At 40.8% G+C, this 25,978-nt stretch carries 18 protein-coding genes and 1 tRNA gene; 6 read left to right on the top strand and 13 right to left on the bottom strand.

What is annotated here, in order from left to right:
- Window positions 1–225: 225 nt before the first annotated feature.
- Genes IWX76_RS17195 through IWX76_RS17185 form a run of 3 tightly spaced genes read left to right on the top strand, consistent with a single transcriptional unit; the run spans window position 226 to window position 8,631 of the window.
- The gene (locus IWX76_RS17195) at window positions 226–5,373 is read left to right on the top strand and encodes a translocation/assembly module TamB domain-containing protein (protein ID WP_196861268.1); all 5,148 of its coding nucleotides are present in this window, start codon (window positions 226–228) and stop codon (window positions 5,371–5,373) included.
- Window positions 5,357–7,648, top strand: a complete 2,292-nt coding sequence (gene tamL, locus IWX76_RS17190; protein WP_196861267.1) for a translocation and assembly module lipoprotein TamL — start codon at window positions 5,357–5,359, stop codon at window positions 7,646–7,648. Before IWX76_RS17195 ends, tamL begins: the two co-directional genes overlap by 17 nt.
- A 14-nt stretch (window positions 7,649–7,662) precedes the next feature.
- A complete protein-coding gene (locus IWX76_RS17185) occupies window positions 7,663–8,631 on the top strand; it encodes a YihY/virulence factor BrkB family protein (protein ID WP_196861266.1) in 969 nt (322 codons plus the stop codon).
- Window positions 8,632–8,645: 14 nt separating this feature from the next.
- Here the strand turns inward: IWX76_RS17185 and IWX76_RS17180 are convergent, their stop codons facing one another.
- Window positions 8,646–10,550 (bottom strand): DNA topoisomerase IV subunit B, encoded by a 1,905-nt coding sequence (locus IWX76_RS17180; protein ID WP_196861265.1) that lies wholly within the window; start codon window positions 10,548–10,550, stop codon window positions 8,646–8,648.
- Window positions 10,551–10,740: 190 nt separating this feature from the next.
- On the opposite strand from IWX76_RS17180, the gene IWX76_RS17175 reads away from it, so the two are divergent.
- Window positions 10,741–12,081, top strand: a complete 1,341-nt coding sequence (locus tag IWX76_RS17175; RefSeq protein ID WP_196861264.1) for a DEAD/DEAH box helicase — start codon at window positions 10,741–10,743, stop codon at window positions 12,079–12,081.
- A gap of 30 nt (window positions 12,082–12,111) precedes the next feature.
- Here the strand turns inward: IWX76_RS17175 and IWX76_RS17170 are convergent, their stop codons facing one another.
- From IWX76_RS17170 to IWX76_RS17150, 5 genes are all read right to left on the bottom strand, one after another.
- Window positions 12,112–12,840: an acyl-CoA desaturase gene (locus tag IWX76_RS17170; RefSeq protein ID WP_196861263.1), complete on the bottom strand. Its 729-nt coding sequence runs from the start codon at window positions 12,838–12,840 to the stop codon at window positions 12,112–12,114.
- A gap of 112 nt (window positions 12,841–12,952) precedes the next feature.
- On the bottom strand, window positions 12,953–13,450 hold the full coding sequence (locus IWX76_RS17165; protein ID WP_196861262.1) for a phosphoheptose isomerase: 498 nt from the start codon (window positions 13,448–13,450) through the stop codon (window positions 12,953–12,955).
- Window positions 13,451–13,489: 39 nt separating this feature from the next.
- On the bottom strand, window positions 13,490–13,861 hold the full coding sequence (locus IWX76_RS17160; RefSeq protein WP_196861261.1) for a response regulator transcription factor: 372 nt from the start codon (window positions 13,859–13,861) through the stop codon (window positions 13,490–13,492).
- 76 nt (window positions 13,862–13,937) lie between these two features.
- Entirely contained in the window at window positions 13,938–14,708 is a 771-nt protein-coding gene (locus tag IWX76_RS17155; RefSeq protein ID WP_196861260.1) for a carbonic anhydrase family protein, read from the bottom strand.
- A gap of 95 nt (window positions 14,709–14,803) precedes the next feature.
- On the bottom strand, window positions 14,804–15,967 hold the full coding sequence (locus IWX76_RS17150) for a glycosyltransferase family 4 protein (RefSeq protein WP_196861259.1): 1,164 nt from the start codon (window positions 15,965–15,967) through the stop codon (window positions 14,804–14,806).
- A 193-nt stretch (window positions 15,968–16,160) separates the two neighbouring features.
- Between IWX76_RS17150 and IWX76_RS17145 the strand changes: the two genes are divergently transcribed.
- Complete coding sequence (locus IWX76_RS17145) at window positions 16,161–16,595, top strand: DoxX family protein (protein WP_196861258.1); 435 nt, start codon at window positions 16,161–16,163, stop codon at window positions 16,593–16,595.
- Window positions 16,596–16,600: 5 nt separating this feature from the next.
- Here IWX76_RS17145 and IWX76_RS17140 read toward each other — a convergent pair whose 3' ends face one another.
- Genes IWX76_RS17140 through IWX76_RS17130 form a run of 3 tightly spaced genes read right to left on the bottom strand, consistent with a single transcriptional unit; the run spans window position 16,601 to window position 20,214 of the window.
- A complete protein-coding gene (locus IWX76_RS17140) occupies window positions 16,601–17,401 on the bottom strand; it encodes a glucose 1-dehydrogenase (protein ID WP_196861257.1) in 801 nt (266 codons plus the stop codon).
- 60 nt (window positions 17,402–17,461) lie between these two features.
- Entirely contained in the window at window positions 17,462–19,648 is a 2,187-nt protein-coding gene (locus IWX76_RS17135; RefSeq protein ID WP_334642134.1) for a cation:proton antiporter, read from the bottom strand.
- 5 nt (window positions 19,649–19,653) lie between these two features.
- Window positions 19,654–20,214 (bottom strand): hypothetical protein, encoded by a 561-nt coding sequence (locus tag IWX76_RS17130; RefSeq protein ID WP_196861256.1) that lies wholly within the window; start codon window positions 20,212–20,214, stop codon window positions 19,654–19,656.
- Between the two features lie 325 nt (window positions 20,215–20,539).
- Here IWX76_RS17130 and IWX76_RS17125 point away from each other — a divergent pair, with 325 nt between their 5' ends.
- Window positions 20,540–21,646, top strand: coding sequence for an SDR family oxidoreductase (locus IWX76_RS17125; RefSeq protein ID WP_334642133.1), 1,107 nt, complete (start codon window positions 20,540–20,542; stop codon window positions 21,644–21,646).
- A 107-nt stretch (window positions 21,647–21,753) separates the two neighbouring features.
- Here the strand turns inward: IWX76_RS17125 and IWX76_RS17120 are convergent.
- The 4 genes from IWX76_RS17120 to IWX76_RS17105 form a co-directional block, all read right to left on the bottom strand.
- A tRNA-Tyr gene (locus IWX76_RS17120) sits at window positions 21,754–21,836 on the bottom strand.
- A 174-nt stretch (window positions 21,837–22,010) separates the two neighbouring features.
- A complete protein-coding gene (locus IWX76_RS17115) occupies window positions 22,011–23,030 on the bottom strand; it encodes a TerC family protein (RefSeq protein ID WP_196861255.1) in 1,020 nt (339 codons plus the stop codon).
- A gap of 28 nt (window positions 23,031–23,058) precedes the next feature.
- On the bottom strand, window positions 23,059–24,570 hold the full coding sequence (locus IWX76_RS17110) for a helix-hairpin-helix domain-containing protein (RefSeq protein ID WP_196861254.1): 1,512 nt from the start codon (window positions 24,568–24,570) through the stop codon (window positions 23,059–23,061).
- A 3-nt stretch (window positions 24,571–24,573) separates the two neighbouring features.
- On the bottom strand, window positions 24,574–25,974 hold the full coding sequence (locus IWX76_RS17105; RefSeq protein WP_334642132.1) for a PP2C family serine/threonine-protein phosphatase: 1,401 nt from the start codon (window positions 25,972–25,974) through the stop codon (window positions 24,574–24,576).
- Window positions 25,975–25,978 lie beyond the last annotated feature (4 nt).

The following is a 25,978-nucleotide window of genomic DNA, read 5'->3' as shown; positions in this document are numbered from 1 at the left end:
GCTACCCTGTTGGTCTCCTAAGAAAATCAGCTTTAGGCAACCGAATGTTAATTCTATTTTTGGTCGTTAACCTATACATGCTGCGTAATAAACTTTGTTTAAGGCCGCTAAAAATCTGCTCAACAAAATTATAAAACAAAATTGTCATTCCATTGGTTTTGAAAGCGCCCTACTGGCATGATTTTAGTTAAAAATTAGCATTATTAACCACTCAAACTGCTACAATTGAATATATACTTACGCAAAAGCTTAAAGGTTATTTTATGGATTATCTCCATCGTCATTATCCTGGTGGTGACGGTTGCGCTTTCCTTAAATATACCAGCGGTTCAAAACTTTGTTAAAAACAAAGCGATAAACTATCTGAAAGACAAGACGAAAACGGAAGTGCGACTGGAAAGTATAAAAATTGCTTTTCCGAAGGATATCGTGCTGAACAATTTTTATATCGAGGATCAGAAAAAAGATACCTTGTTGTATGCCGGAAAACTGGCGGTTAATATTAGCCTTATAAAATTATTAAGCAACAAAGTTGAGATTAATAATATCGAGCTCGATAAAGTAAGGGCCAATGTAACCCGGATTGACCCGGATACTACCTTTAATTTTTCCTTTTTAGTAGACGCTTTTATGTCGGAAGAGGAGAAACCTGAAGCACAGGTGGAAGCCGACACTACCTCTACCCTTAAATTTTCGATAGACAAAGTAGCCCTCACCGACATTGGTATTAATTATCGCGATGACGTTGCAGGAAATGAAATGCGCCTGAACTTAGGTGAGCTGACCACCAACCTGAAAACTTTCGACCTCGATAACCAGCATTATGTGATTAATAATGTCAACCTGAATAACACTTCGGTGAGTTACCTTCAGCAGAAACCATTAACAGAATTACAGGCGCACCTGGAAAAAAGTATTGATACCACTAAAACTGAAAGTGGTAAACTTCCCCTGGTCGAGATTCAAAACTTTGCCTTTGACAATGTTAAAGTGAAATTCAACGATCGCATTACAAAAATGGATGCCGACGTAAACTTCAATAAACTGGCTTTAACAAAGTTGTTTATCGACTTAACAAAAAATGTGTATAAGCTGGACGATGCACAACTGAATGAAACTTTAGTGAAGTTTAACAGTGCCACAAACGACATGAAGGCAGACCTTAAGTTAAGGGAGTTTAGCTTTACCAATATGCTGGCAGATGTAACCAAAGGGAAATATACAGTTGGTGATGCGAAGTTGAACAAATCAAACGTAGTGTTTGCTTTTAAACCTGTAGCAGCCGTAAAATCCACTGATCAGAAAGTCGATACTACAGCAGCTGCCCCTTTGAGTTTTTTGCTGAACAGCCTCAGCCTGGCCGACAACTCCATCCAGTTTGATAACATGGCTGAAAAGCCGATGAAAGGCATGGATTTTAACCATTTAAAATTAACGCAGTTAGGCATGAATGCCACCGGCATCGCTTATAGCGATACTGCCATTAGGGTAAATGTAAAAGAGGGTAAACTAAGCGAAAAAAGTGGATTTAAATTACTGGCACTAAAAGGCGATGTGTTGTATACAGGCAAACAGACACGCATTAATAACCTTTTGTTAAAAACACCAAACACTACCATTGAAAACAATACCCAGTTAGACTATACGTCTATGGAGGACTTGACTAAAAACCCTGAAAAGGTGAAGATTTTTGTGGAGGTAAAAAACACCAGCATTGGCTTAAGGGATGCTGCTTATTTTAGTGATGCTGTACCTGCCAGCTACCGCAACGAAACCATTAAGGTAAATGCGCTGGCCAAGGGTTATATGAATAACCTGGTTATTCCCCGCTTGCAGGTTACAGGCTTAAAAAGCACGGTGATTGACGTAAACGGAACGGTTAAAGGTTTACCGGATATGAATAAAACCTTTTTGGATATGAACATTAAAAAGTTCAACATGACCAAAAGGGACCTGATGGTGGTGATTCCAAAAAACACACTTCCTACTAACCTTACGCTGCCGAACACCATTCAGGCAAATGGTAAGTTCAAAGGAACGATGACAGATTTTAATACCAACTTTAATGTGAACACCGACATGGGAGCGGCTAAATTACTGGCCAGCATGAAGGGTCCTAAAGGTCGTGAACGTTATACGGCAACCGTTAACCTGAACAACTTTAATGTAGGGCGTATGATGCAGATGGAAGACCAGCTGGGCCGTTTAACACTTAAAGCGCAAGTACAAGGTACTGGCTTGGATGCTAAAACTGCTGCTGCCAATATTAAAGCCAATGTGGTAAGTGCCACCTATAACAAATATACTTACCGCAACTTATTACTAAGTGGTACTTATGCGAAAGAAAAGCTGAACCTTAAAAGCAGCATGGCCGATACCAATGCCAATTTTAACCTGGATGCCATGGTGAATATCGCGGGTAAATATCCTGCAGTTAAAGGTACGCTCGACTTGAAACAAGTTGACTTACAAAAGCTAAACTTTAGTCCGACAGAATTTAAACTTGCAGGTTTGGTAGACATGGATATAACCAGTGCCGACCCAGATTACCTGAACGGTGATGTATCCATCCTTGGCTTACAGGTGGTTAAAGAAAGTCAGCGTATTAACATTGATACCATCGTGTTGCACTCAGAAGCTACGGCTGATCATAACCTGCTTACGTTACGTTCAGAAATTTTGCGGGCACGCGTGGATGGAAAGTACCAGTTAACCAACCTTGCTCCTGCTATCATTAACCAGATTAATAAATACTATGCCTTTGGCGAGGTTAAACAAATTCCTGACCAGCGTTTCCGCTTTTTCGTCAACTTTTATAACACCAAAATTTTAAGTGATTTTGTACCTGAATTAACCACTTTCGCCCCTTCGCGCATGTTTGGTTTACTGGATACACAAAAAGACAGTTTGGTGATGAATGCTTACTTCCCACAAGTGGTGTATGGCAGCAATAAATTGGATACCACGCGTCTGAACATCAATAATGATAACCAGATGCTGAATTACAAGCTTACGGTTAAAAGTATACAGAACCCGTCGGTGGCCCTTTACAACTCTGAAATTAGTGGTGCCGCGTCAGATAACAACTTAGGCGTAAACATCTTTTTAAGGGATAGTAAATTAAAAGACCGTTATGTGATGGGTGGTACTTTCCAATCGATACAGAAAGACTTCCGCTTTAGTTTTGACCCGGAAAAGTTGTTATTAAACTATCAGAAATGGGCAGTAAGTCCGGAAAACTACCTGCAATTTGGGCAATCGGGCATCCTGGCGAACCAGTTTAACCTGACGAATCAGGGTCAGTTATTAGGAATAAACAGTACGGAAAGCACACCAAATTCTCCACTGGAAGTGACTTTTAAAGATTTCAGGATTGAGACATTAACCAGCTTTGCTGAACAAGACAGCTCTTTAGCTGGCGGATCAATTAACGGAACAGTAAACGTTAAAGACTTGCAGGCCACACCAAAGGTAGAAGCCAACTTAATTGTGGAACAGCTGCGTTACCAGAAAGACATGCTGGGCACTTTAAGGATTGCCGTGAATAACAATACTGAAAATGCTTACGAAGCCAATATTGCCCTTTCAGGTGTCCACGAAATGAGGATTAACGGTTTTTATTATACCGCACCGCAAAGTGCATTAGACTTGAGCCTGAATATCGATAAAATAGATTTAAAGAACCTGGAAAGTTTGTCTATGGGGCAAATAAAACAAGGATCAGGAACCATTACTGGAAAGCTTGGGATTACTGGCACACTGGATGCGCCACAGGTATTAGGCGATATTAAGTTTAATCAAGCGGCTTTCAATGCCACTTATGTAAACTCTTATTTCAGGATGCCAAATGAGACCATCAGATTTACCAATACCGGGGTAAACTTTGACAACTTTACCATTATCGATTCCTTAAACCAGAAGGCAACTATTAACGGTGGGGTGTTAACCACGAACTATCAGGACTTTAAGTTTAACATGGACATCAAAACTGATAATTTCAGGTTGATGAACTCCACCGCGGCCGATAATGAATTGATTTATGGGCAGGTTTACCTGACCAGTACCATCAGTGTGAGAGGCGATTTAAACCAGCCCGACGTGGACATGGATTTGAAGGTTGAAGATAAAACCAGGTTTTTTTATGCGATGCCACCAAATGACCCTGCAGTGATTGATCAGGAAGGTATTGTGCAGTTTATTGATATGGATGTGGCACCTTATAATGGCCAGAAAGTATTAAGTTCATCTGATTCTGTAAGTAAGGCTCCGGTAAAAGGGATGAACCTTAGCGCAAACATTGCGATTGATCCGGATGCGGAGTTAAACGTAGTGGTTGACCCAGCCAATGGTGATGCCTTAAATATAAGGGGCCAGGCCACATTAGCCGCTACCATGGATCCGAGTGGAAAAATGAGTTTAACCGGAAGTTATGAGATTTCCGACGGCTCTTACAACCTTTCTGTAGGCCCTATGGGTAAGAAAGAGTTCAAATTGGTGCAGGGAAGTACCATTGTGTGGACAGGAGAAGTAATGTCGGCCAATGTAGATCTGACCGCTCTCTATGAAGTGAACGCAGCACCGATTGACTTACTGGCAAATCAGGCTAATGCTGAAAATGATAACACCAGAAATACCTATAAAACCAAATTGCCTTTCCAGGTGTACCTGATGATGAAGGGAGAGCTGATGAAGCCGATTATTAGTTTCAGACTTGACTTGCCGGAAAACGAACGTGGTGCATTAGGCGGTGAAGTGTATACTAAACTTCTGCAGGTAAACAATGATGAAGGGGAGCTCAACAAACAAGTGTTTGCTTTGTTGGCCTTAAACCGTTTCATTGCCGACAACCCTTTCCAGAGTTTAGCTGGCGGCGGCGGTGGCATGTCTACCCTGGCACGTTCGAGTGTGAGTAAGTTGTTAACGGAGCAACTAAACAACCTGGCATCCGACCTGATACAGGGGGTTGATATCAACTTCGGGGTGAACTCATCAGAAGATTACTCTAGCGGTAGCCTAGAGCAACGTACAGACCTGGAAGTAGGGCTTTCGAAAAAGCTGCTTAACGACCGCCTGGTGGTTACTGTAGGAAGTTCGTTTGGATTGGAAGGAGCAGAACGCCAGGGCCAGAGTTCAACCAATATTGCTGGAAACGTAAACGTGGAGTACATGTTATCGGCAGATGGCAGGTATAGACTACGGGCCTATAGGAGGAACCAGAATGAAGGAATTATTGAAGGACAAATTATAGAAACGGGTATAGGTTTCGCTTTAGTGGTAGACTATAACCGGTTCAGGGAAGTTTTCAGAAACTTCCTGAAAAAGAGAAATAAAGTTAAAATAGAACAGCGACCAAAGGATGAGACAACGAATTAAGACCAGCTTATTTATACTAGGATGTTTGATTTTAAGTGCCTGCAGCAATACCAGGCACTTGAAACCAGGGCAGAATTTGTACGTGGGCGCTGAGGTAAAAATTAACCCGGACTCGTCAGTGAGAATTGACAACCAGAAGGACGTAAAAAACACCCTGCTGGCGAAAACGCGACCAAGACCGAACAAAAAGATTTTAGGAATACGCTTTAAACTAGGAATATATAACCTGGCCGGTGAACCTAAAAAACCTAAGGGCATCAGGAACTGGCTGCGTAATAAAGTGGGTGAACCACCTGTATTATTAAGTGAGGTAAACCTGACTTATAATAATGCCGTACTGAGCAGTTATTTGATTAGCCAGGGCTACCTGCAATCGGTGGTTACCGGCGATACCGTTGTAAAAAGCAAACGTGCAACAGCCATCTATACGGTCAATACGGGTAATCGGTATACCATTAATAGTGTTACTTTCCCTAAAGACAGTGCGGGAATCCCTCGTATTATTAACCAACATTTGGATAAAACACTTTTAAAAGCAGGTAACAATTATGACCTGGATGTTTTCAAAACTGAAAGAGAGCGGATCGATAATGACCTTAAAGAAGCCGGCTATTTTTATTTTAGTCCGGATTACCTTATTCTGCAGGTGGACAGTACCATTGGAAATAACAAGGTAGATGTAACGGTTAGGGTGAAAGACATTGCCCCTGAGGCAGGCCTGAAACCTTACACCATCAACGACATTAACATCTACCCAAATTATTCACTGCGTCGCGACAGCGCCTTGAGGAGCTCGACGCCAGAGGTATACAACGACTTTAACATTTACGACCGCAGACAAACCTTTAAGCCTAAGTTATTTGACCGCCTGGTGTTTTTCAAAAAAGATGAGTTGTACAACAGACGCGACCACAATCAGTCGCTGAACAGGATGGTTAACATTGGCGCTTTCCAATATGTGAAAGCGGAATTTTTACCATTAGACAGCTTTAAAAACAACCAGCTGGACTTAAACATCTACCTTACGCCATTAAAGAAAAAGTCAATGTCCTTTTCGGCAACAGGAACAAGTAAATCAAACAACTTTGTTGGATCTGAAATTACCCTGACACATACCACGCGTAACGTATTCAGGGGGGCAGAGCAGCTGGATTTAAGTGTAAGTGGTGGCTTTGAGACCCAGGTGAGCGGGCAAACGCAAAACCTAAACTCTTCTTCTTTTACAGCTACGGGAAAACTGACCTTTCCACAATTTATTGTGCCTTTTTTCCGCCCTTCCAACACCAACAACTTTATTCCTAAAACGGTTGCTTCCTTGTCTTATCAATTGTTAAACAGGGGCTCTAATTATAACCTGAACAGTTTCAAAGGCGAGTTTGGTTATACCTGGAAAGAAAACTTATATAAAGACCACACCTTTAACCCGGTCTCCGTAAACTTTGTGACTTCGAAAATCACAGCCAACAATCCGGACAGTTTATTAGCAGCTATTCCTGATTTGAGGAAGGTTTTAGAAAAGCAGTTCATTATTGGTAGTAATTACAACTTTACTTATACCAACCAGATGGATGACAGCCGGAGAAACAACATGTATTTCTTTGGGGGCGTAGAAACCGGCGGAAATGTATGGGGTTTATTTGCCAACAAAAATGAAGCAGGTGAAAAAGTTGTGGCAGGTGTTCCCATCAATCAGTTTGTTCGATTGGAACTTGATTTCAGGGATTATTTCAAAATTACAAGAAATCTGATCTGGGCTAACCGTTTAAACTTTGGTTATGGTTATGCATATGGCAACAGTTCTTCCCTACCCTTTGTAAGGCAATTTTTTGCAGGAGGTAGTAATGACATCCGTGCATTCGCCGCCCGTTCTTTAGGTCCCGGAACATATAGGGTACCTACCCGTGAATCTTACGCAGATCAAAGTGGTGATGTAAAGGCGATGTTTAATACAGAACTTCGTTTTAAACTGGTAAGTGTTTTACATGGGGCTTTATTTGCTGATGCAGGAAACGTGTGGTTGAGACAGGAAGATCCTACAAAACCAGGTTCGGGATTTGACTTTAAAAATGCATTAAGTGAAATGGCCGTAGGTACTGGTGCGGGTCTACGTGTAGATGCAAAAATATTCGTTATCCGTTTAGATGTAGCCTTCCCAATTAGAAAACCATACCTTGCTCCGGGTGAACGCTGGGTAATGGATGAGGTTGATTTTGGCGACAAAACATGGCGTAAGGACAACCTGATCTACAACATTGGTATAGGTTACCCGTTTTAACGTAATTCTGCTGCATGAAGAAGATAAAGAGTTTTTTTAAATCAATGGGGCACCTGTTCATGGCAGCTGGTAAAGGTTTTATGGAAGATAAGGTGACCAAGTTAAGTGCTTCACTGGCTTATTACACCATCTTTGCCCTCACGCCTTTGTTGCTCATTGTGATTGCTTCGGCTACTTTGTTTTTTGGCCACGAGCTTAATCCAGGTACACAGTTATTTGAACAGCTTAATGATTATATAGGTGAACCCGCTACGCGGCAATTACAAAGTTACGTGATCAATGCTAACCTAAGTGGAAAGAGCAGCTTCGGCCTTATTATAGGGATAGGCACACTGGTGGTGGGTTCTACAGCGATATTCATAGAAATTCAAGACAGTATTAACCTGATCTGGAAAGTAAAAGCAATTCCTAAAAAAGGCTGGAAGAAAATGCTGGTGAACCGCTTTTTATCCTTTTCACTGATTGTTTCCCTGGGTTTCCTGCTACTGGTTTCTTTGGTGGTCAACAGTGTGATTGTAGCCCTGGGCAATAAAGTTTCACAGTACATTCCTGAGGTGACCACCCTGATGATGGACCTCGCCACCCGCGCTGTTACCCTAGCGGTGGTTACAGGTATATTTGCCATCATTTTTAAGGTATTGCCCGATGTACTGATCAAATGGAAAAGTGCTTTTGTAGGTGCGCTTTTTACTGCGGTATTATTTATTCTAGGTCAGGCAGTGATTGGAATTTACCTGGATAAGGGTAATCCGGGTTCAGCTTTTGGTGCCGCCGGCTCCATTATCATTATGCTGCTGTGGATTTATTATTCATCGATCATCCTTTACTTCGGCGCCGAATTTACCCAGGCCTATGTAGAGAAATATGATGGCGGTATTGTGCCAAGCAAATATGCGGTTCACACTAAGATCATCATTATTGAGAAAGAAGTGGACGTGCTTCCACCACAGCATCCTGAAGAAACCAAAGTGCCTACAGATTAAACCAGACCTGGTGTTTAGGCCAGGTCAACAATATCTTCAGTAACCGCAGCTACGGCAGCGTCGGAATCGGCAGAGATCAGCTCTTCCACGGTATCTTTTTCTACACGAAGGTTTCTGATAATGTGCTGTTGCCTGCTCGGTGTATTTTTTCCCATGTAATATTCCAACAAACTTTTGATGGTTTGCTCCTTCAGGATCACTGGGTCTAACCTGATATCTTTTCCGATAAACAAGCCAAACTCATCAGGTGAGATCTCCCCTAGCCCTTTAAATCGCGTGATCTCCGGTTTACTACCCAACTTCTCAATGGCGCGTTTACGTTCTTCGTCGCTGTAACAATAGATGGTTTCCTTTTTATTACGCACCCTGAATAATGGCGTTTGCAAGATATAGACATGCCCTGCACGCACCAGGTCTGGGAAGAATTGCAGGAAGAAAGTCATCATCAACAACCTGATGTGCATGCCATCCACATCGGCATCTGTAGCAATCACAATGTTATTGTAATGCAAACCTTCCAGCCCGTCTTCAATATTTAGCGCATGTTGCAATAAGTTGAACTCCTCGTTTTCATACACTACTTTTTTGGTAAGTTCGTAGCAGTTTAAAGGTTTGCCCTTCAAGCTAAATACCGCCTGACAATCCACATCACGAGATTTAGTGATGGAACCAGAAGCGGAGTCTCCCTCGGTAATGAATAGCGTAGTTTCGTAGCGTTTATCGTGTGTACTGTTAAAATGCACTTTACAGTCACGCAGTTTTTTATTGTGCAGGGAAGCTTTTTTAGCACGGTCGTTCGCCAGCTTTTTAATGCCTGCAATATCTTTCCTTTCGCGTTCTGATTGCAGGATGCGTTTTAACAAGGCATCGGCAACATCTGTATGGCGGTGTAGGTAATCATCCAGTTCTTTTTTAACGAAGTCGTTAATAAAAGTACGAACCGATGGTCCATCGGGACCCATGTTTTGTGAACCCAATTTTGTTTTGGTCTGCGACTCAAAAACTGGCTCCTGTACGCGGATGGAGATGGCGGCGATGATGGAGGACCGGATATCTGATGCTTCGTATTCTTTTTTGTAAAACTCACGGATGGTTTTTACCACCGCTTCACGGAAAGCCGCCTGGTGTGTACCCCCTTGTGTGGTATGCTGTCCGTTAACAAAGGAATGGTAATCTTCGCCATATTGCTGACCATGGGTCATGGCGATTTCAATATCGTGACCTTTCAGGTGTATAATGGGGTAACGAAGGTGTTCTACATCGGCTACTTTATTCAGTAAATCATATAAACCACGTTCAGAGAAATACTTCTGACCGTTAAAATTCACGGTTAATCCAGCGTTCAGGAACACATAGTTCCAGATCATGCTTTCTACAAATTCAGAGATGTAATGATAGTTTCTGAAAATACTTTCATCAGGATAGAACGTGATGGCAGTACCATTTCTTTGGGTGGTATCAATCACCGGATGATCAACCACAATCTCTCCTTTGGAAAACTCTACTTTTTTAGTTTTTCCATCGCGGTACGATTGTACAATAAAGGAGTTAGATAAGGCATTTACCGCTTTTGTACCCACACCGTTTAGACCGACAGACTTCTGGAAGGCATTGCTATCATATTTACCGCCAGTATTAATTTTAGATACACAATCAATCACTTTACCCAAAGGGATACCGCGACCATAATCGCGGATGTTCACTTTATGCTCAGAAACGGTAATTTCAATGGTGCGCCCTGCCCCCATCACAAACTCATCGATGGAGTTGTCGAAGATCTCTTTCAGCAACACATAAATCCCATCGTCGTGTGCAGAACCATCGCCTAATTTCCCGATATACATTCCGGGACGCAACCTAATGTGTTCCTTCCAGTCGAGTGACCGTATACTGTCTTCGTTATATTTCGGTTCTGCCATGATGATTGTGAGGTTCTAGATTTGCAAATTTAATCAATAAGCGGGTTAATTGTAATTTTAATTATAAAACTAAATTTTACCAGCAAATTTAGCGGGTGTAAAAAATCTATTTAAGGATAAAATTATACGTACCTTTGCGATGGATTGAAATATGTTCTATCCACACTATTAAACATTAAATACTTACATATTGTTATTCAACGAATTAAATCTGATTGAGCCCATTTTATCTGCGCTGCAATCAGAAGGTTATACTCAACCAACCCCCATACAAGAACAATCTATTCCAACTATATTACAAGGCAAAGATCTATTAGGTTGTGCGCAAACAGGAACAGGTAAAACTGCTGCTTTCGCCATCCCGATGTTGCAATTGCTGCATAAACCACATGCAAATACGAAAGGTCCACGACCGATTAAAGCATTGGTATTGACCCCTACCCGTGAGCTGGCTATACAAATAGAAGAAAGTTTTAAAGCTTATGGCAAGAACTTACCTTTGAAACACCAGGTTATTTTTGGTGGTGTAGGTCAGAAAGCACAAACCGATGCCCTGCACAAAGGGGTTGATATTTTAGTGGCTACGCCAGGAAGGTTATTAGACTTAATGGGCCAGGGTTTCATTCACCTAAAGGACCTGGAGATCTTTGTATTGGATGAGGCCGACAGAATGTTGGATATGGGATTTATTCACGATGTGAAGAAAGTTATCACCAAAATTCCTGCAAAAAGACAAACCTTGTTTTTCTCGGCCACCATGCCTGCAGAAATCCAGAAACTGGCGAACACCATTTTAAATGCGCCAACAAAAGTAGAGGTTACACCTGTATCATCTACCGCAGAGAAAATTGTGCAATCGATCTACTATGTTGCTAAAAACGACAAAAGAACATTATTAAACCATATCCTTCAGGATAAAGAAATACAAACTGCTTTAGTTTTTACCCGTACCAAACATGGTGCAGATAAGGTGGTTAAAGACCTGATTAAATCGGGCATTAAAGCAGAAGCGATACACGGTAATAAATCGCAGAATGCCAGACAAAGAGCATTGTCAAATTTCAAAGATAGAACAACCCGCATTTTAGTAGCAACAGATATTGCTGCGCGTGGTATAGATGTGGATGAATTGACACATGTGATCAACTACGAATTACCAAACATTCCAGAAACTTATGTACACAGAATTGGCCGTACGGGTCGCGCAGGATTAAGCGGAACGGCTTTCTCTTTCTGTGATGCAGAAGAAAAGGAATATTTAAAAGATATTGAAAAGCTGATTGGGCTGGTTATTCCAGTTGCGGAAGATAACCCTTACGCAATGAGCTGGCAGGGCCTGATGGCGAAACAAGAAGATAAGCCTAAGGGTGGTAAACCATCTGCAAGTAATCACCGCAGAGGTGGCAATGCGAATGCATCTGCTGCTGCTAAAAGTAAATCAGCACCACGTAGTCAGGATCGTGATCCTAACTTAAGCGGAGCAAAAAGAACACCCAAAAGCGGAAGTCGCCGTTGGAGTGGAAAGAACTAGCCTTCGCTAGTTCTTTCTTTTAACAAATTTCTAGGTTTTCCTAATTTTAATGATGCGCATCCAGTGCATCATTTTTAGTATAGGGTAAGTTGGGTCAAATTCATACCATTTAGCGGCAAAATTTGGACTATTAGGACGCATGTGGTGATTGTTCTGGAACAATTCGCCCATCATCAGGAAGTCTAATGGTAAGGAGTTTTTACTGTGGTCGTGGTTATCGAAGTTGGAGTAACCATATTTGTGACCACACCAATTAACAATAGCACCATGAATGGGCCCCATTAAAAAGTGAATGGGCAATAAGAAGAACATCCACCATTGTGTAGCAAAAGCAACATAAAATCCAATATAGAAAAGGATAAAGGCTACTCTTGTTGGCCAGGCATCACCAATTCTATCTATAAATGCCCAGGTTGGGTAATGACCACGGAACTGCTCTTCAGGTTCAGTTTTAAACTTCAGGTGATCCAGGTATATGTTTTTTGTTTGTATCATCAAACCCCAAACATCTTTAATAAAATGTGGCGAATGCGGATCTTTAGGCGTGTCGCTGTAAGCATGGTGCATTCTGTGCATGATAGCATATGCTCGCGGATTCAGGAAGGATGATCCCTGTGCGATAAAGGTGATGGTATAAAAGAACTTTTCCCAGAAAGGATTCATCTTAAACATCTTATGCGAAGCGTAACGATGGAGAAAAAACGTTTGGGAGAAAAGGGATAGAAACCAGTGTAGTAAAAAAAATAATAAAATAGTCATATAGGGTAGTTGCTTTATTAAACGAATCTGACTCGTTTTTGGTATGGTTTTTTGGTAAAAAAAACGCCCGTATCAAAAATTGATGCGGGCGTTTAATTATATTTTGTGTTGTTTATCTCCCAAAATCGTCTTGTACCCTTACAATATCCGATTCATCGGATGGGTTTTCGGGGTCGGTATGTTGCCAGATTTCTGAAACAATGCCCCAATCTTCTAGGCCGATTAAACGGTGTCTTTCGCCCTTTTCCAACTTGATACGCGTATTAGGGGGAAGTTTCTGTAAACTACCTTCTTCATCTGTATTGCTGGTGACCACGCCAACAGTTCCACTCACTACCTGCCATATTTCGGCTCTGCGGTGATGATACTGCCATGATAAACGTTTTTCTGGTGCAACAACAAGAATTTTAGGACTTAATTTTCCACTAATTTTAAGTTCATCAACATTTAATCCGTCGAAATAAACATTAGCAAACTGTTGGGCTTGCTGCTCATCGATGACAAAAAAACCACCCCATGGGCGGGTATCGTCAACATTAACAACATTAAAACCTTCTATCTTAAGTCGTTGTGCAATACCGTTAAATATTTCCTCTTTCTGATCTGGCATATTAATTTATATATTGAGAATTCAAATATAGTAAATTAATTATTTTACCGTTTTACCAATTAATTTATCGATTCTAGTGACAATGTAATCAATATCAAAAGGCTTTTTGATGTAATCGTCGGCACCGGCTTCAATGCTTTTATCTTTGTTCTGGTCATTTGCTGACATCACAATGATCGGGATATGTTTAGTAAACAGATCATTCTTCAAATCAGAACAGATTTCAGCACCATCACCGTCAGGAAGCATTACATCAAGTATAAACAGATCTGGAACAGAATCCGTTAATTTTTCTTTAAGCTCTGAAAACGAAGAAGATAACTGAAGTTCGTAACCTTCATCTTTAAGCAGAAATTCTATGATATACCTGATATCAGTATCGTCTTCAAGAACATGTATTCTTTTTACCATAATAGTTTGTATAGCGTGCGTTTAAACACGGATAATAGCAACAATTTTGCCATAATGCCCAAATCTAGTATTTATGTTACATAAAGTTAACTTTTCCAGTCTCCATATCATAAATTCCAGATACGATGATGATTTCTTCGGCTGCTTCCATATCATTTAATATCTGGCTCTTTGACCTGATATTCTGCACAGAGTTTTTCACATTCTCAGCACATACGTGATGCAGGTAAGCCGGATTGGTAACGTTTTGAATACCTGGAAAACTGGCAGAGGCCTCAACCGCTGGTTGTATTTTCGCCAATAGTGGGGTGATGTTTCCCAAAGTTACTTTGGCTACTGTAGAAAAAATGGCGCCACAATTTTCGTGACCTAATACCACGATCACTTTTGATCCTGATACTTTACAAGCATATTCCAGGCTACCCAAAATATCTTCATTAACAATATTTCCTGCAACACGTACAACGAATATATCGCCAACACCTCTTTGGAATACGTCTTCTACAGGGACCCTGGAATCCAGACAAGATAACACCACCGCAAGTGGAAACTGTCCGCTTGAAGCCTGTAATACTCGCTCTGCATTTTTTCTGACGGTCAGGTCGCCATTCACAAAATCTTCATTACCTTTTTTTAGAATGGCTAGCACTTCCTGTGGTTTTAAGGCGGCCTGTTGTTCGGCTGTTAACAACTTTGCGGCAATTATTTTTTCAGGGCTAATGCGCAATGTTTGTGCAGAAAGATCAGTTTTTGCAGGTTTTTCACTACTTACTTTTCGGTTTTTACGAGCGTATAGATAGATCATTCCCAGGAGGGATAATGCAAGTAAAATTTCAGAAATACTCATCGTTGTTTCAACTGTAACTTAAAATATGATGCAATTTTACAGTTTTTACAATTAAAAATAGAGAAAAGCCTGAATTAATGCTGTACAGCTTATCATCAATTGGTTTGATAAGCATGAAGATAGATAGGCTGATTTAAATCCCAGGGGTTACGGTGCTGGTGCATCTTTAAGTTCATGGACAAGCTTTTATAAAAGTCATTTTCCAGCAGCACCATGGTCTTTTCAGCCAGTAAATCACTGTCATTTGGGGCAACCAGGCAGCCGTTTTGGTTATCTACAATATATTCTTCAAAAGAACCCACAGCACTAGCCAGGACAGGTGTATTCAGCGCAAAGCTGGTCATCAGCACACCACTTTGTGTAGCTTCGATGTAAGGGCAAATGACAAACTTGGCCTCCCCAATTAACTTGACCAGTTCTTCATTAGAAATATGGCGGTTTAGCACCGTTATTTTATCAGGAAACTTGTTTAAAACGTCCTGTGGTATTTTATAATTATTGATACTGCGTCCGGCAATGACCAGGTGGGTAAGTGGGAATTTTTCAAATACGTTAGATATGGAGTTTAACAAAACTTCTACCCCTTTATAGGCCGATAAGCGGCCAAAAAACAATAAACTTCGCTTATCAATATTTCTATTAACAGCTAGTTTCTTATAGTACGACAATGGGTACATTTTGATTACCCAGCAAGGTTTGTTTTTAATTTTATAATGCTGCTGAAACTGTTTCCTTGCATACTCTGAATAGAAGAAAAAACCTTTTAGCTTAGGCAGATGAAAATAAATAAACCTGGTGAGGTCAATCTTAAAGTCCTTTTCACCCATATGCGGCAGTGGATCGTGTATGGTGAGGTATATTTTTTTGAAAGAAAACAAGATAGGTAAAAGGGACAGCGACCTCACTAATAACGCTTCCAGGTGAAGGGTATCTGCGTTGATGGATTTGATATGCCGGTGAAGTGCTTTAGCGGTTTTCAGCTGACCTGCAATGCCTGGGCGGGCATAGGCCACAAAATTTGCACTTGCAGTGCCGTCTAAATAAGGTTTAAGCTTTGCGTAATTTGTCGAATTCAACATCTTTTCCACAGGTACAATGTCCTGGCCTTCTGGAAAATTCGTCACATCAATAATCGTTTGACTTTTAGTCGCTTGTCTGACTTCAATGATCACATGTAATTCTACAACCTGCTTTAAAATATTGATGACTTCTATGGAAGTGTCCATAAAGCAGTTTGCAGTATAAAAAATAACCTTCATATTCATGGGTTTGGAATTTGAAATTACCAATGAAATTTTACACGCCAAGGCTATATTGATTATAGTGATGTATTTCGTATAAAAAATGTATAATCTGCTAATAGTTTACACAATATATAAAACCAGATAACCCACTAATCATTTGGAATATACAAGAAGGTTGTGTAACTTATAATAACCAAAATATCTTGTTATGAACCTACTTACGAAAATCCGCAACTGGGGAGACAATCATCACCCACAATGGCTCGACTATTTCAGAATGTTATTGGGCTTAATTCTTATCTGGAAAGGCATTGCTTTTATGACCAACCTGGATGCCTTTACAAGCCTAATGAACAAAACCAACCTGATTGGTGCTGCTTCCATTAGCCTGGCAGCACACCTGGTCATCGTCATTCATATTATTGGAGGTTTGCTAATCGCTATTGGCTCAAGAACCAGAACCTCCTGCCTGCTCAACATCCCCATCCTCTTTTTTGCAGTGTTCTTTGTTAACACCCGGGAGGATATATTTAGGCCATATGCAGAAATCTGGTTATCATCTTTCGTATTGATCGGATTAATCTGTTTCCTCATTGAGGGTGACGGTGTAATCTCTATAGAACATGAAAAAAATATAGCCTGATCGCACTATCCATTGTCTACAAAGCCGGGATATAAGGTCATACCACCGTCTACATAGATGGTGGTTCCGGTAATGTAGTCGCTATCTTCATGAGCCAGCCATACGGCCACTTTGGCAACATCTTCAGGCTCACCAATACGTTGGTAGGGAATTAATTTGATCAGTTCTTTTCTCTTTTCCTCATCGCTCCATACCTCCTCATTAATATCGGTGGCTATGGCACCCGGGGAGATCGCATTGACGCGGATTTTTTTAGGGGCAACCTCTAATGCAAGAGACTTCATTAACATCAATACCCCTCCTTTTGAAGAGGCATAATTCACATGCCCGGCCCAGGGAATTAAATCGTGAACGGAGCTGATAAAGATGATGCTGCCTTTAGCCACTTCATGTGCCTGCACTGTAGTTTTGTGTTCAAATTGTTTAATGGCCTCTCTGGCACATAAAAACTGACCTGTCAAATTGGTACTGATCACCTTATTCCATTCGTCGAGCGACATATGCGCAAAGGCACTATCTTTTTGTATACCGGCATTGTTAATTAACACGTCCAGGTCTTGATATTTTTCCTTTGTCTTTTCAAAAAGACCAATTACTTCCTGCTCTTTGCTCACATCGGCCTGGTGGATAAAACCCTGGCCGCCGGCTTTAATAATTTCATCTAAAGTGAATTGAGCACCTTTTTCGTCGCCATAATAATTGACAACAACATTAGCGCCCTGTTTACCAAAGGCGATGGCGATTCCCTGGCCGATGCCAGAGCTGGCACCGGTAACTATAACGGTTTTCTTGGTTTGATCTGACATAGGAATGTGGATACTTTAATGTATAAACATCCCTGAAAAGCATTTGTTTAAGAAACCTGTTTACTTCTTCGTCGGTTGAAACACCTTTTTCAGAAAGTCACCTGCTTTTCCAATGGCACCAATCTGCTCGCTGATGCTTTCGATTAAAGCACTATCTGTTTGTTCTATATTCCCCATGTTAATACCCAGTTCCAGTTGTTTAGGGTACAAAATAATAAAACTGTACTTCCCGAAATAGTTAGACAGGTAGTAAGGCAATTTTTGTGATTGTGGCTGATAAGAATCGTGGCCTTTTCTAGACGAAATAATAATGAGAATATCGTTCACTTTAAGCTCACTTTTAAAGATCAGGAAGTCATCCCAATTGCTGAATAAGTGTGAAGACGACGAAATGAAAGCCGAACTGCGCTCCAATACATCCTTAATCACTTCAAGCGTGTCGGCATTGGCATAAAAGCTCACCGCCATGCCCGATTCTTTGGCCATCACCACTAACTTGTGTAACCAGTGCAGGAATCCAGGTTCTGTTTCTGCAAGCGGCGGAACCGCAATCACCATCCTTTTTAAGGTATTGAAAGGCTGTGCCGGTTTGTAGATATAAATGGTTTCGTGAACACGTTTAATAATATTCTCCGCCTTCTGCCCCAGGAAAGTGTGCTGATCTGCATTTTTATGCATCCCGATCACCACATCACTAATGTGATGTTCTTTAATGGTATACACAATTCCGTTGCTGATGCTGGAATCATACCTCGTTAAAGGTATAATGGTATTATCGGATGCCGCACCATAAGAAACCGCCTTTTCAAGGATTTTTTTGCTGCCATTAGACGTTTTATTGATAGTGTTTTCATCATCAATGATATTCAGTCCGTAGATCGGGATGTTACTTTTTTGTGGCCTTAACCTGATCCCGAAATCAATAAGCTCCGTAATCATATCCGGATAGGCTAATGAAACCATGATTTTGTCTTCCGATTCCTGCGTTTGTGCCTGACCACTGGCTTCTTCTTCCTGCAAAGCCAGGGTTTGTGAGGCTTGTTCCACCACAAAAGACCCCACGCCACAACTCACCAGGATCAATAAAATTGTTCCGTTTAACACGTCCTCATTTAACAACCTGATGGGCTCCCCTGCGGGCGTTTCACCAATGATAATGTTATAACCCACTAAAATAATGGCTAAGGTAGCCGCGGCATGCGATGCACTTAACCCGAAAATCATCTTTCCTTCGGCAGGCGATAAACGCAGCAGCTTTTGTGTAATGTAGGCCGCAGCATATTTTGTAGCCAGGGCCACACTGATAATTACACCCGCAACTTTCAAGGCACCCCAACCTTTAACCAGCACACTGATATCCACCAGCATCCCCACACCAATCAGGAAAAATGGGATAAAAATAGCGTTCCCAACAAAATCAATCCGGTTCATTAAAGCCGAAGAATTCGGCACAAACTTGTTGAGCACCAATCCAGAGAAAAAGGCACCAATAATGGCTTCGATACCTGCTGCCTCGGCAAGGAACGAGGCCAGAAAAACCATGGCCAGTACAAAAATATATTGTGATACACTGTCTTCAAAATGTTTAAAAAACCAGCGGATGATAATAGGAAACACAAAAAGAACGGTCAACACAAATACTACTGATGATAAGCCTAATTGTATCCAGAAGCCTGCGGTAACCTCTTCTTTAGTCATACCCGCAATACCGGCTAAGATTAATAAGGCAAGGATATCGGTAATCATGGTACCGCCTACGGTTAGCGAAACCGCACGGCTACGCGACACCCCATATTTACTGGCAATAGGGTATGATACCAGGGTATGTGTGGAAAACATGCTGGCTAAAAGTAGCGATGCCAGAAATCCATAACCTAATATGTAATAACTGGCCAGTGTACCGAAAACCAGGGGCAATATAAACGTGATTAAACCAAACACCAGGATCTTGTTCCTGTTTTTCTTAAACTCGGCCAGGTCAATTTCTAATCCAGCAAGAAACATGATGTATAAGAGCCCTACCGTACCAAACAACACCATACTGGCGTCGCGTCGTAACAGGTTTAAACCATAGGGGCCAATAATGACACCGGCGATGATTAATCCGATAATATGGGGGACTTTAATTTTATTGAATAGAATTGGGGCAAAGAGGATAATAAAAAGGACCAGCGAAAAGATAATCACCGGATTTTTTAAAGGTAGTGAGAATTCCAGGGCAGATAATAAAACCATACTTGTATACATAACCTTTATGGTATTCTTTTAGCAACCAATGAATAAACAATTTTACAATTCTCCTGAATAATCTCTCTGGTGCCTTCCAGCACATCATTTGCCGTTGGGCGTAAGTTAATGCGAATCAAACTTTCGGTGGTAGACAGTTGGTCGGTTAACAATAGTCCGTTTTGCTTATACACCCCATTGTAAATACGGCTCAATTGTTTACCTGTATACGCTTTGGCCACCACATTATTATTGGTAGAGGTTACCTCCCACTGTTCGGTTTTTGTATCGCCAATAGCAGATCCGTCACAACTGGTTTCTGTACATACCATTTTAACCAACCACTTACCTGGCAGATTTTTGTCGTATACCATGACGGTATCAATAATTTTATTGCTATCGAGTAACTGCTTACGGGCATCAAGATCCTTCTCTTTAATGGTAAGGCGCTGTTCCCATAAAATCAGTTCCTGTTGTTTTTTGCTTACCGCATCTTCTTTTATTTTAAGCTCTTTTTCACGGTCGCCCAGGCCGCAACCGAAACAACATAATACCAGGAAAAAATAAAGAATTGCAGATCGTTTCATGTAATAAAATGAACAGGTAAAACTTTGAACTAATATTGCTAAATTACTAAACCAAGATTAATTTAAGGTACTAACCGGGGTTTTTCTTTGAATTGATTGGTGAGGATTGCCTACTATTGGCTTAACTGTACCTTGCCAGAGGTTCCCTTCAGTAGCTAACAAAACCTAACCATCGTACTACGCAGTTTGCCCTCATGCAATAGGTCATTGCCATCACATAAAACTTCGTAGTGCACCATAACCATAGGCCGCCTGACAAGGAATAGGTAATTTTGCAGCAAAACAAGTAGGCCACGGCGCTGGTTACTTGATAAGAAAAAAAGATATGATGGAAAGAACAGCATTAGTAGTAGGCTCAAGCGGCCTGGCGGGCAGCAACCTTGCCGAGCAGCTAATTAAAGAGGGATGGAACACTTACGGTTTAGCCCGCAATCCCAATACAGAAAACAAAGATCTTAAACCAATAGCTGCAGACCTTTTAGATAAAAATAGTCTTCAAACCGCATTAGCAGACATCAGGCCTACCCATGTATACTTTACCACCTGGTTGCGCAACGATACGGAAGCCGAAAACATTAGGGTAAATAGCCTGATGGTCCGCAACCTTTTAGAAGTATTGTCCTCGCATCAATCGGTTGAACATGTAGCCTTGGTAACCGGGTTAAAACATTATTTAGGTCCCTTTGAGGCCTATGCCAAAGATGGTTTTTTACCAGACACCCCCGTTAGAGAAGAGCACCCAAGGTTAGATGTAGAGAACTTTTATTATGCACAGGAAGATGAGGTTTATGCCGCAGCTGATCGTGATGGCTTCAGCTGGAGCATCCACAGGCCACATACTGTCATTGGAAAAGCCGTTGGCAATGCCATGAATATGGGCACCACGCTGGCAGTTTATGCCACGATTTGTCAGGAAACAGGGCGACCGTTTGTTTGGCCTGGATCAGCAGCACAATGGAATGGAATATCGGATGTTACCGATGCCAGGGTATTAGCGAAACAATTAATCTGGGCTTCTACTACAGATGCTGCACGCAATGAGGCATTTAACGTAGTTAATGGTGATATTTTTCGTTGGAGCTGGTTATGGAATCGTTTAGCCAATTATTTTGGTGTAGAAGCAGTTGGTTATCATGGAAGCATTCAACCTCTGGAAAAGGAAATGGCAAACGATACTGATCTTTGGCGTCAAATAGCAGAAAAACATCAATTAAAGGAACAGGATTTAAGTCGCATGGCAACAGCCTGGCATACCGACCTGGATCTTGGAAGGCCCATTGAGGTGATGACGGACATGGCTAAAAGCCGGAAATTAGGCTTCACCGTGTTTCAAAATACCGAGGAAAGCTTTTATGATTTATTTGAGCAATTGCGTGCAGAAAACTTGATACCCGCTACACCAGTAAGCGACAAGTTAAAAACTGATGTTTAAAGACCTCAAATCGCTTTGCTGCAATAACATGAAGTTAGCGGGCTAAGGAAAAATCAAGGGAGTGTTGTAGTGACTTAGCTGCAATAAAAAGCAGTTGCTTTTGAGTGTGGGGGGAGAAGGATTCGAACCTTCGAAGTCTCGCGACAACAGAGTTACAGTCTGTCCCATTTGGCCACTCTGGTATCCCCCCTTACTTTTGTTAAGGCTAACGGCTCAAATATACGATCCGCGCAGTAAAAAACTGCATATAAATGCAATAAACGCCATAAAAGAGCAAAAAAAAACAGCCAATCAGGCTGTTCGATAGTAATATAAAATTTGCTTATAGCCAGTTAAAACACTTAACTAGCTATAAGCAAATTAATTAGACCTTCTCTGCAGGTGGTTCGTCTTTAAAGATCAGCGAAACGATTACAGATACAATTAACACCCCTGCCACGATAGCTAATGAAACCGGTGATGAAATATGTAACCAAGGTGCGATAAGCATCTTAATACCAATAAACGTAAGGATGATGGATAATCCATAAGACAGTTTACTGAACATATAGATGAAATTGGCCAGCAAGAAATAAAGAGATCTTAAGCCTAAGATTGCGAAAATATTCGAGGTATATAAAATGAATGGATCATTCGAAATAGCAAAAATAGCTGGGATTGAATCTACGGCGAATAGAATATCTGTAAACTCAATTACAGCAACCACCACTAATAAAGGCGTAGCCATTTTTACACCATTTTTAACGGTGAAAAATTTATCTCCATCATAGTTGTCGCTCACTTTATAAAAACTCTTCACCATTTTAGCACCAGTCGAGCTGCTATAATCTTCGTTTTCATCCTCATTACCACCACCCCATGATTTTATACCTGCATAGATCAGGAAGATTCCAAATAAGGCAAGTACTGCGTTTATCTGCACAGACTTTCCGAAAATTTCCATCTCTGGCAAAAAGGTAATGTTAATGATACCAACACCTGCAAAAATGAAAATTGCACGGAAGACAAGGGCACCTATAATTCCCCAGAATAACACTTTATGGTGTAAATATTTAGGTACTTTGAAATAACCGAAGACCAGGATAAATACAAATAAATTATCTACAGACAGGGCCTTTTCTATCCAGTAGGCTGCCTGGTACTGTGTTAGTTTTTCAATGGCCACATCATGACCGCCTGCATCATTATTAAATACATAGTAGACCACCAAAGAGAATAACATGGATAATGAAATCCAGACCACTGACCATATGGTAGCTTCTTTGGAGGTAACTTCATGACTTTTCTTATTGAAAACGCCCAGATCGAGTAATAACATGATTACCACGACGATAACAAAACCCCAAACTAACCCGGGATGTAAATCTAAAATACTTGTTTGCATTATTTTTATCAGTTTAAACGTGTGTATACTATTTATTTGCCATGGTGATGACCACTACCCTACCGCCATCTTCTTTTGAAAGGAGTAGTCTTTTTCCATCTGTTAATTCGACCATGGCCCCCGTAGGAATTTCCTTCCCTTCCGTTAAATCTTTCAAAGATGTTAATTTCTGATTTATCAACACCCATTTGTTTTGATGAAACGTAAAATAACCCACAGGAATTTTTTGTGCAGCACTTAATTTCTCATTTCTGGTCACATTTCGGTTCACATGCCATTGGAATAAATACTGGTCTTTATAAACCATTAACCTATGGTTTTCTGGTTTCCATACCGATTCTTTAAATTGGTAGTAAAGATCTAAAACCGGCAAGGTACCCTGGTGTTTTGTGCCGCAGAAAGGACATTTAGGGGTATGGCTATTATCGAATACATACCACTTTTGCTCACAAGCCGGATTAAAACACTTTTGCATGAGGTCCGTGGTTTTTAACAAGGCTATTTCCCATTCCTCTGCGGTAGGTCTTTGCATAGGCTGGTGCAGCCCGTCAATAAACACTTTATCAAAAAGTGCTTTCAGGTAAGGTCCGGTAATGGTATAAGGCAGTAGAGAAATGTCTGCCCATGGAAGATCCCATTTAGAAACCTGGTTAAGCTTTGGCCGATTGGCTGGATTTGTTGGGTGTTCGATAAACATGGCTTTTTCACCCATGGATAATAAATCATCCTTTTCAGTATCCAGGTCGTGCACCTTGCCTCCCTTAAGCGGATGTCTATGCAATAAAAACATATAAATCAGCACAGGTAATGCATGTAAATCAGTTAGCCTGCTCGGTAATTTCCGGTTAGGATCTGTTTTACTTAAGTGTTTTGTGGAGAGCACTTCAGGGGCAATAAACTCTGCCGTACCAATAACTTCTGCGGGAAATAAACCAGGCACCACCAAACCATCCAAATCGATAATACATGCAGATTTCTCTACCGGATCTACCAATACATTATTATAAGATAAATCTGAATGGGCAAGCCCCATGGCATGCATTTTTTTAACGCCACGCGTTAAGTTCACTAAGATTTGAAAATAGCTAAGCCAATCGCCTAACTCTGAACTGGCCAGACTTAACGGGAATTTTTTATTTCTAAATTTAGCACCGGCAAACCATTTCCCATTTTTCTCTTTGCCCCTAATCAGGTCACTGGTTTCGTAACCTTTTTTAAAGAAGAATTTCCCATTGTAGATGGGTACAATGACGCCGGTTAAACCATTATGGTCTATCACATCAGTAGGCCAGCGGTAAACCTCGTTTAAATAATAGTCGCCAGCTTCCTTAGTTTCAATTTGAGGTAAATAATAACTGGTGATTTTTTTTAGTCTTTCTTTCTGATTAAAATCTAATTTATCTCTGAAGATAGCGACTACGTATTTACGATCAGGACTAAAGAATACGTCTTTGACACCCCCACGCATCGGCTCACTACTATCAACAAATTGATAGGATTTTGAAGGATCGTTAACGGATTTTACGGTAATTGTCTTCATGGATTAATAAATTATGGCCAGCGTCCTGTCGTCATGATTTCCGGGGTTCCAGAAATTCATCCAGCTGGAAAGTTGTTCTGCAACGGCATCATTACTGTGGCTGAGGTCTACACTTATGCCATCCTCATTTTGCCCTTTTAAATCCTCTAAAAAGGCTTTCCAGCATTCAATTTTTTCTAAGTTAGCTTCTACCACAAACTTAGGATCGTAAATACCATCGGTCATCAGCATCAAATAAGAGAAATCTTCGATCAGTTTGAAACCAAAACGTGTGGATAACTTATCACTTTGAAATATTTCGGGCATGGTAATGAAACGGGTACCGCCACCAAACTCGCCAACATCTAGCCAATTCATTAACTTAATTTCAGTTAAATCTTTGTTCAACAAGCCAATGGGACAATCACCCACGCCGAAGGACAAAATAGCATATCCAAACTCATATTTTTTAACCGCAGCAAAAATTAAGGTAGAATGGAAATCTTTTAATGGAGCTTCAACACTCAATGCAAAAGCCGCCAATTGCTTGTGTACGGAGTGTGCCGCTTTCGACAGGTTGTCATACACAAAACGACTGATTTTCTTAGAAGAATCAACATCTGTTTTGTTATGGTGACTCCACAATACTTCATCAAAATCTTTCAAGTGTTCTGGGGTAAAGTGTTCTTCGAAGTACTTCAGCACGAAGTCACATGCCAATTGAGAACCTTTTCTCGACAAGGCAGCGGACCCTGCGCCATCAGAAACGGCGAGTATACTCCAGCCTGTACTTTCCAGGTTTTTAAAAGCAAAGTCGTCATCTCTGAAAGAGCCCACATTAGCATGGCTTCTGCCCCGTTTGGAAGAAATGACGATTTTTTTGTCTAAAAAGTCACCTGCCACATGGGTATCATCTGCTTTCCAATAAGGATCGTTAACATCGCTGTCTATATGTTTCCATAAGGACTTTGGATCAGGGTTGATAATAATGACAATTTCTTTTTCATTAAGGGTCGAATCTTCGGCTTCGCCTTCAATCCTGAATAATAATTTAATTTTAAGATCGCCACTCACTTTTGGAGTTCCGGTAATTAGTTCCTCACTGCTGTCGTAAGTTAAACCAGAATCTTCTAAACCATTTATTTCAGAATAGACAATATCGTTCCAGCCTAATTTTATAAAATCTACAGGGGCACGATAGTCTTTATTTACTGTCCCATTTGGCACATAAACTACCTGTGAAAGAATATCATCAATACGAGTTTTTAACTTCCAGTTGGCCATAAGTTTTTGTTGGTTTTCATGTATTACCCGCACCAGGTTAATGTTCATTTCGTTGGCAACAAAATCATTAAGCAATGGTCTTTTCTTGATTGGAATGTCAATTTTTTTAGAGGCTAATAAAGCCTCCATGAATTTTTTCATCTCC

The sequence above is a fragment of the Pedobacter sp. CAN_A7 genome (assembly GCF_015752175.1).
In the GTDB taxonomy this organism is placed as follows: Bacteria; Bacteroidota; Bacteroidia; order Sphingobacteriales; family Sphingobacteriaceae; genus Pedobacter.
This window is presented reverse-complemented; position numbering and strand designations above follow the sequence as displayed.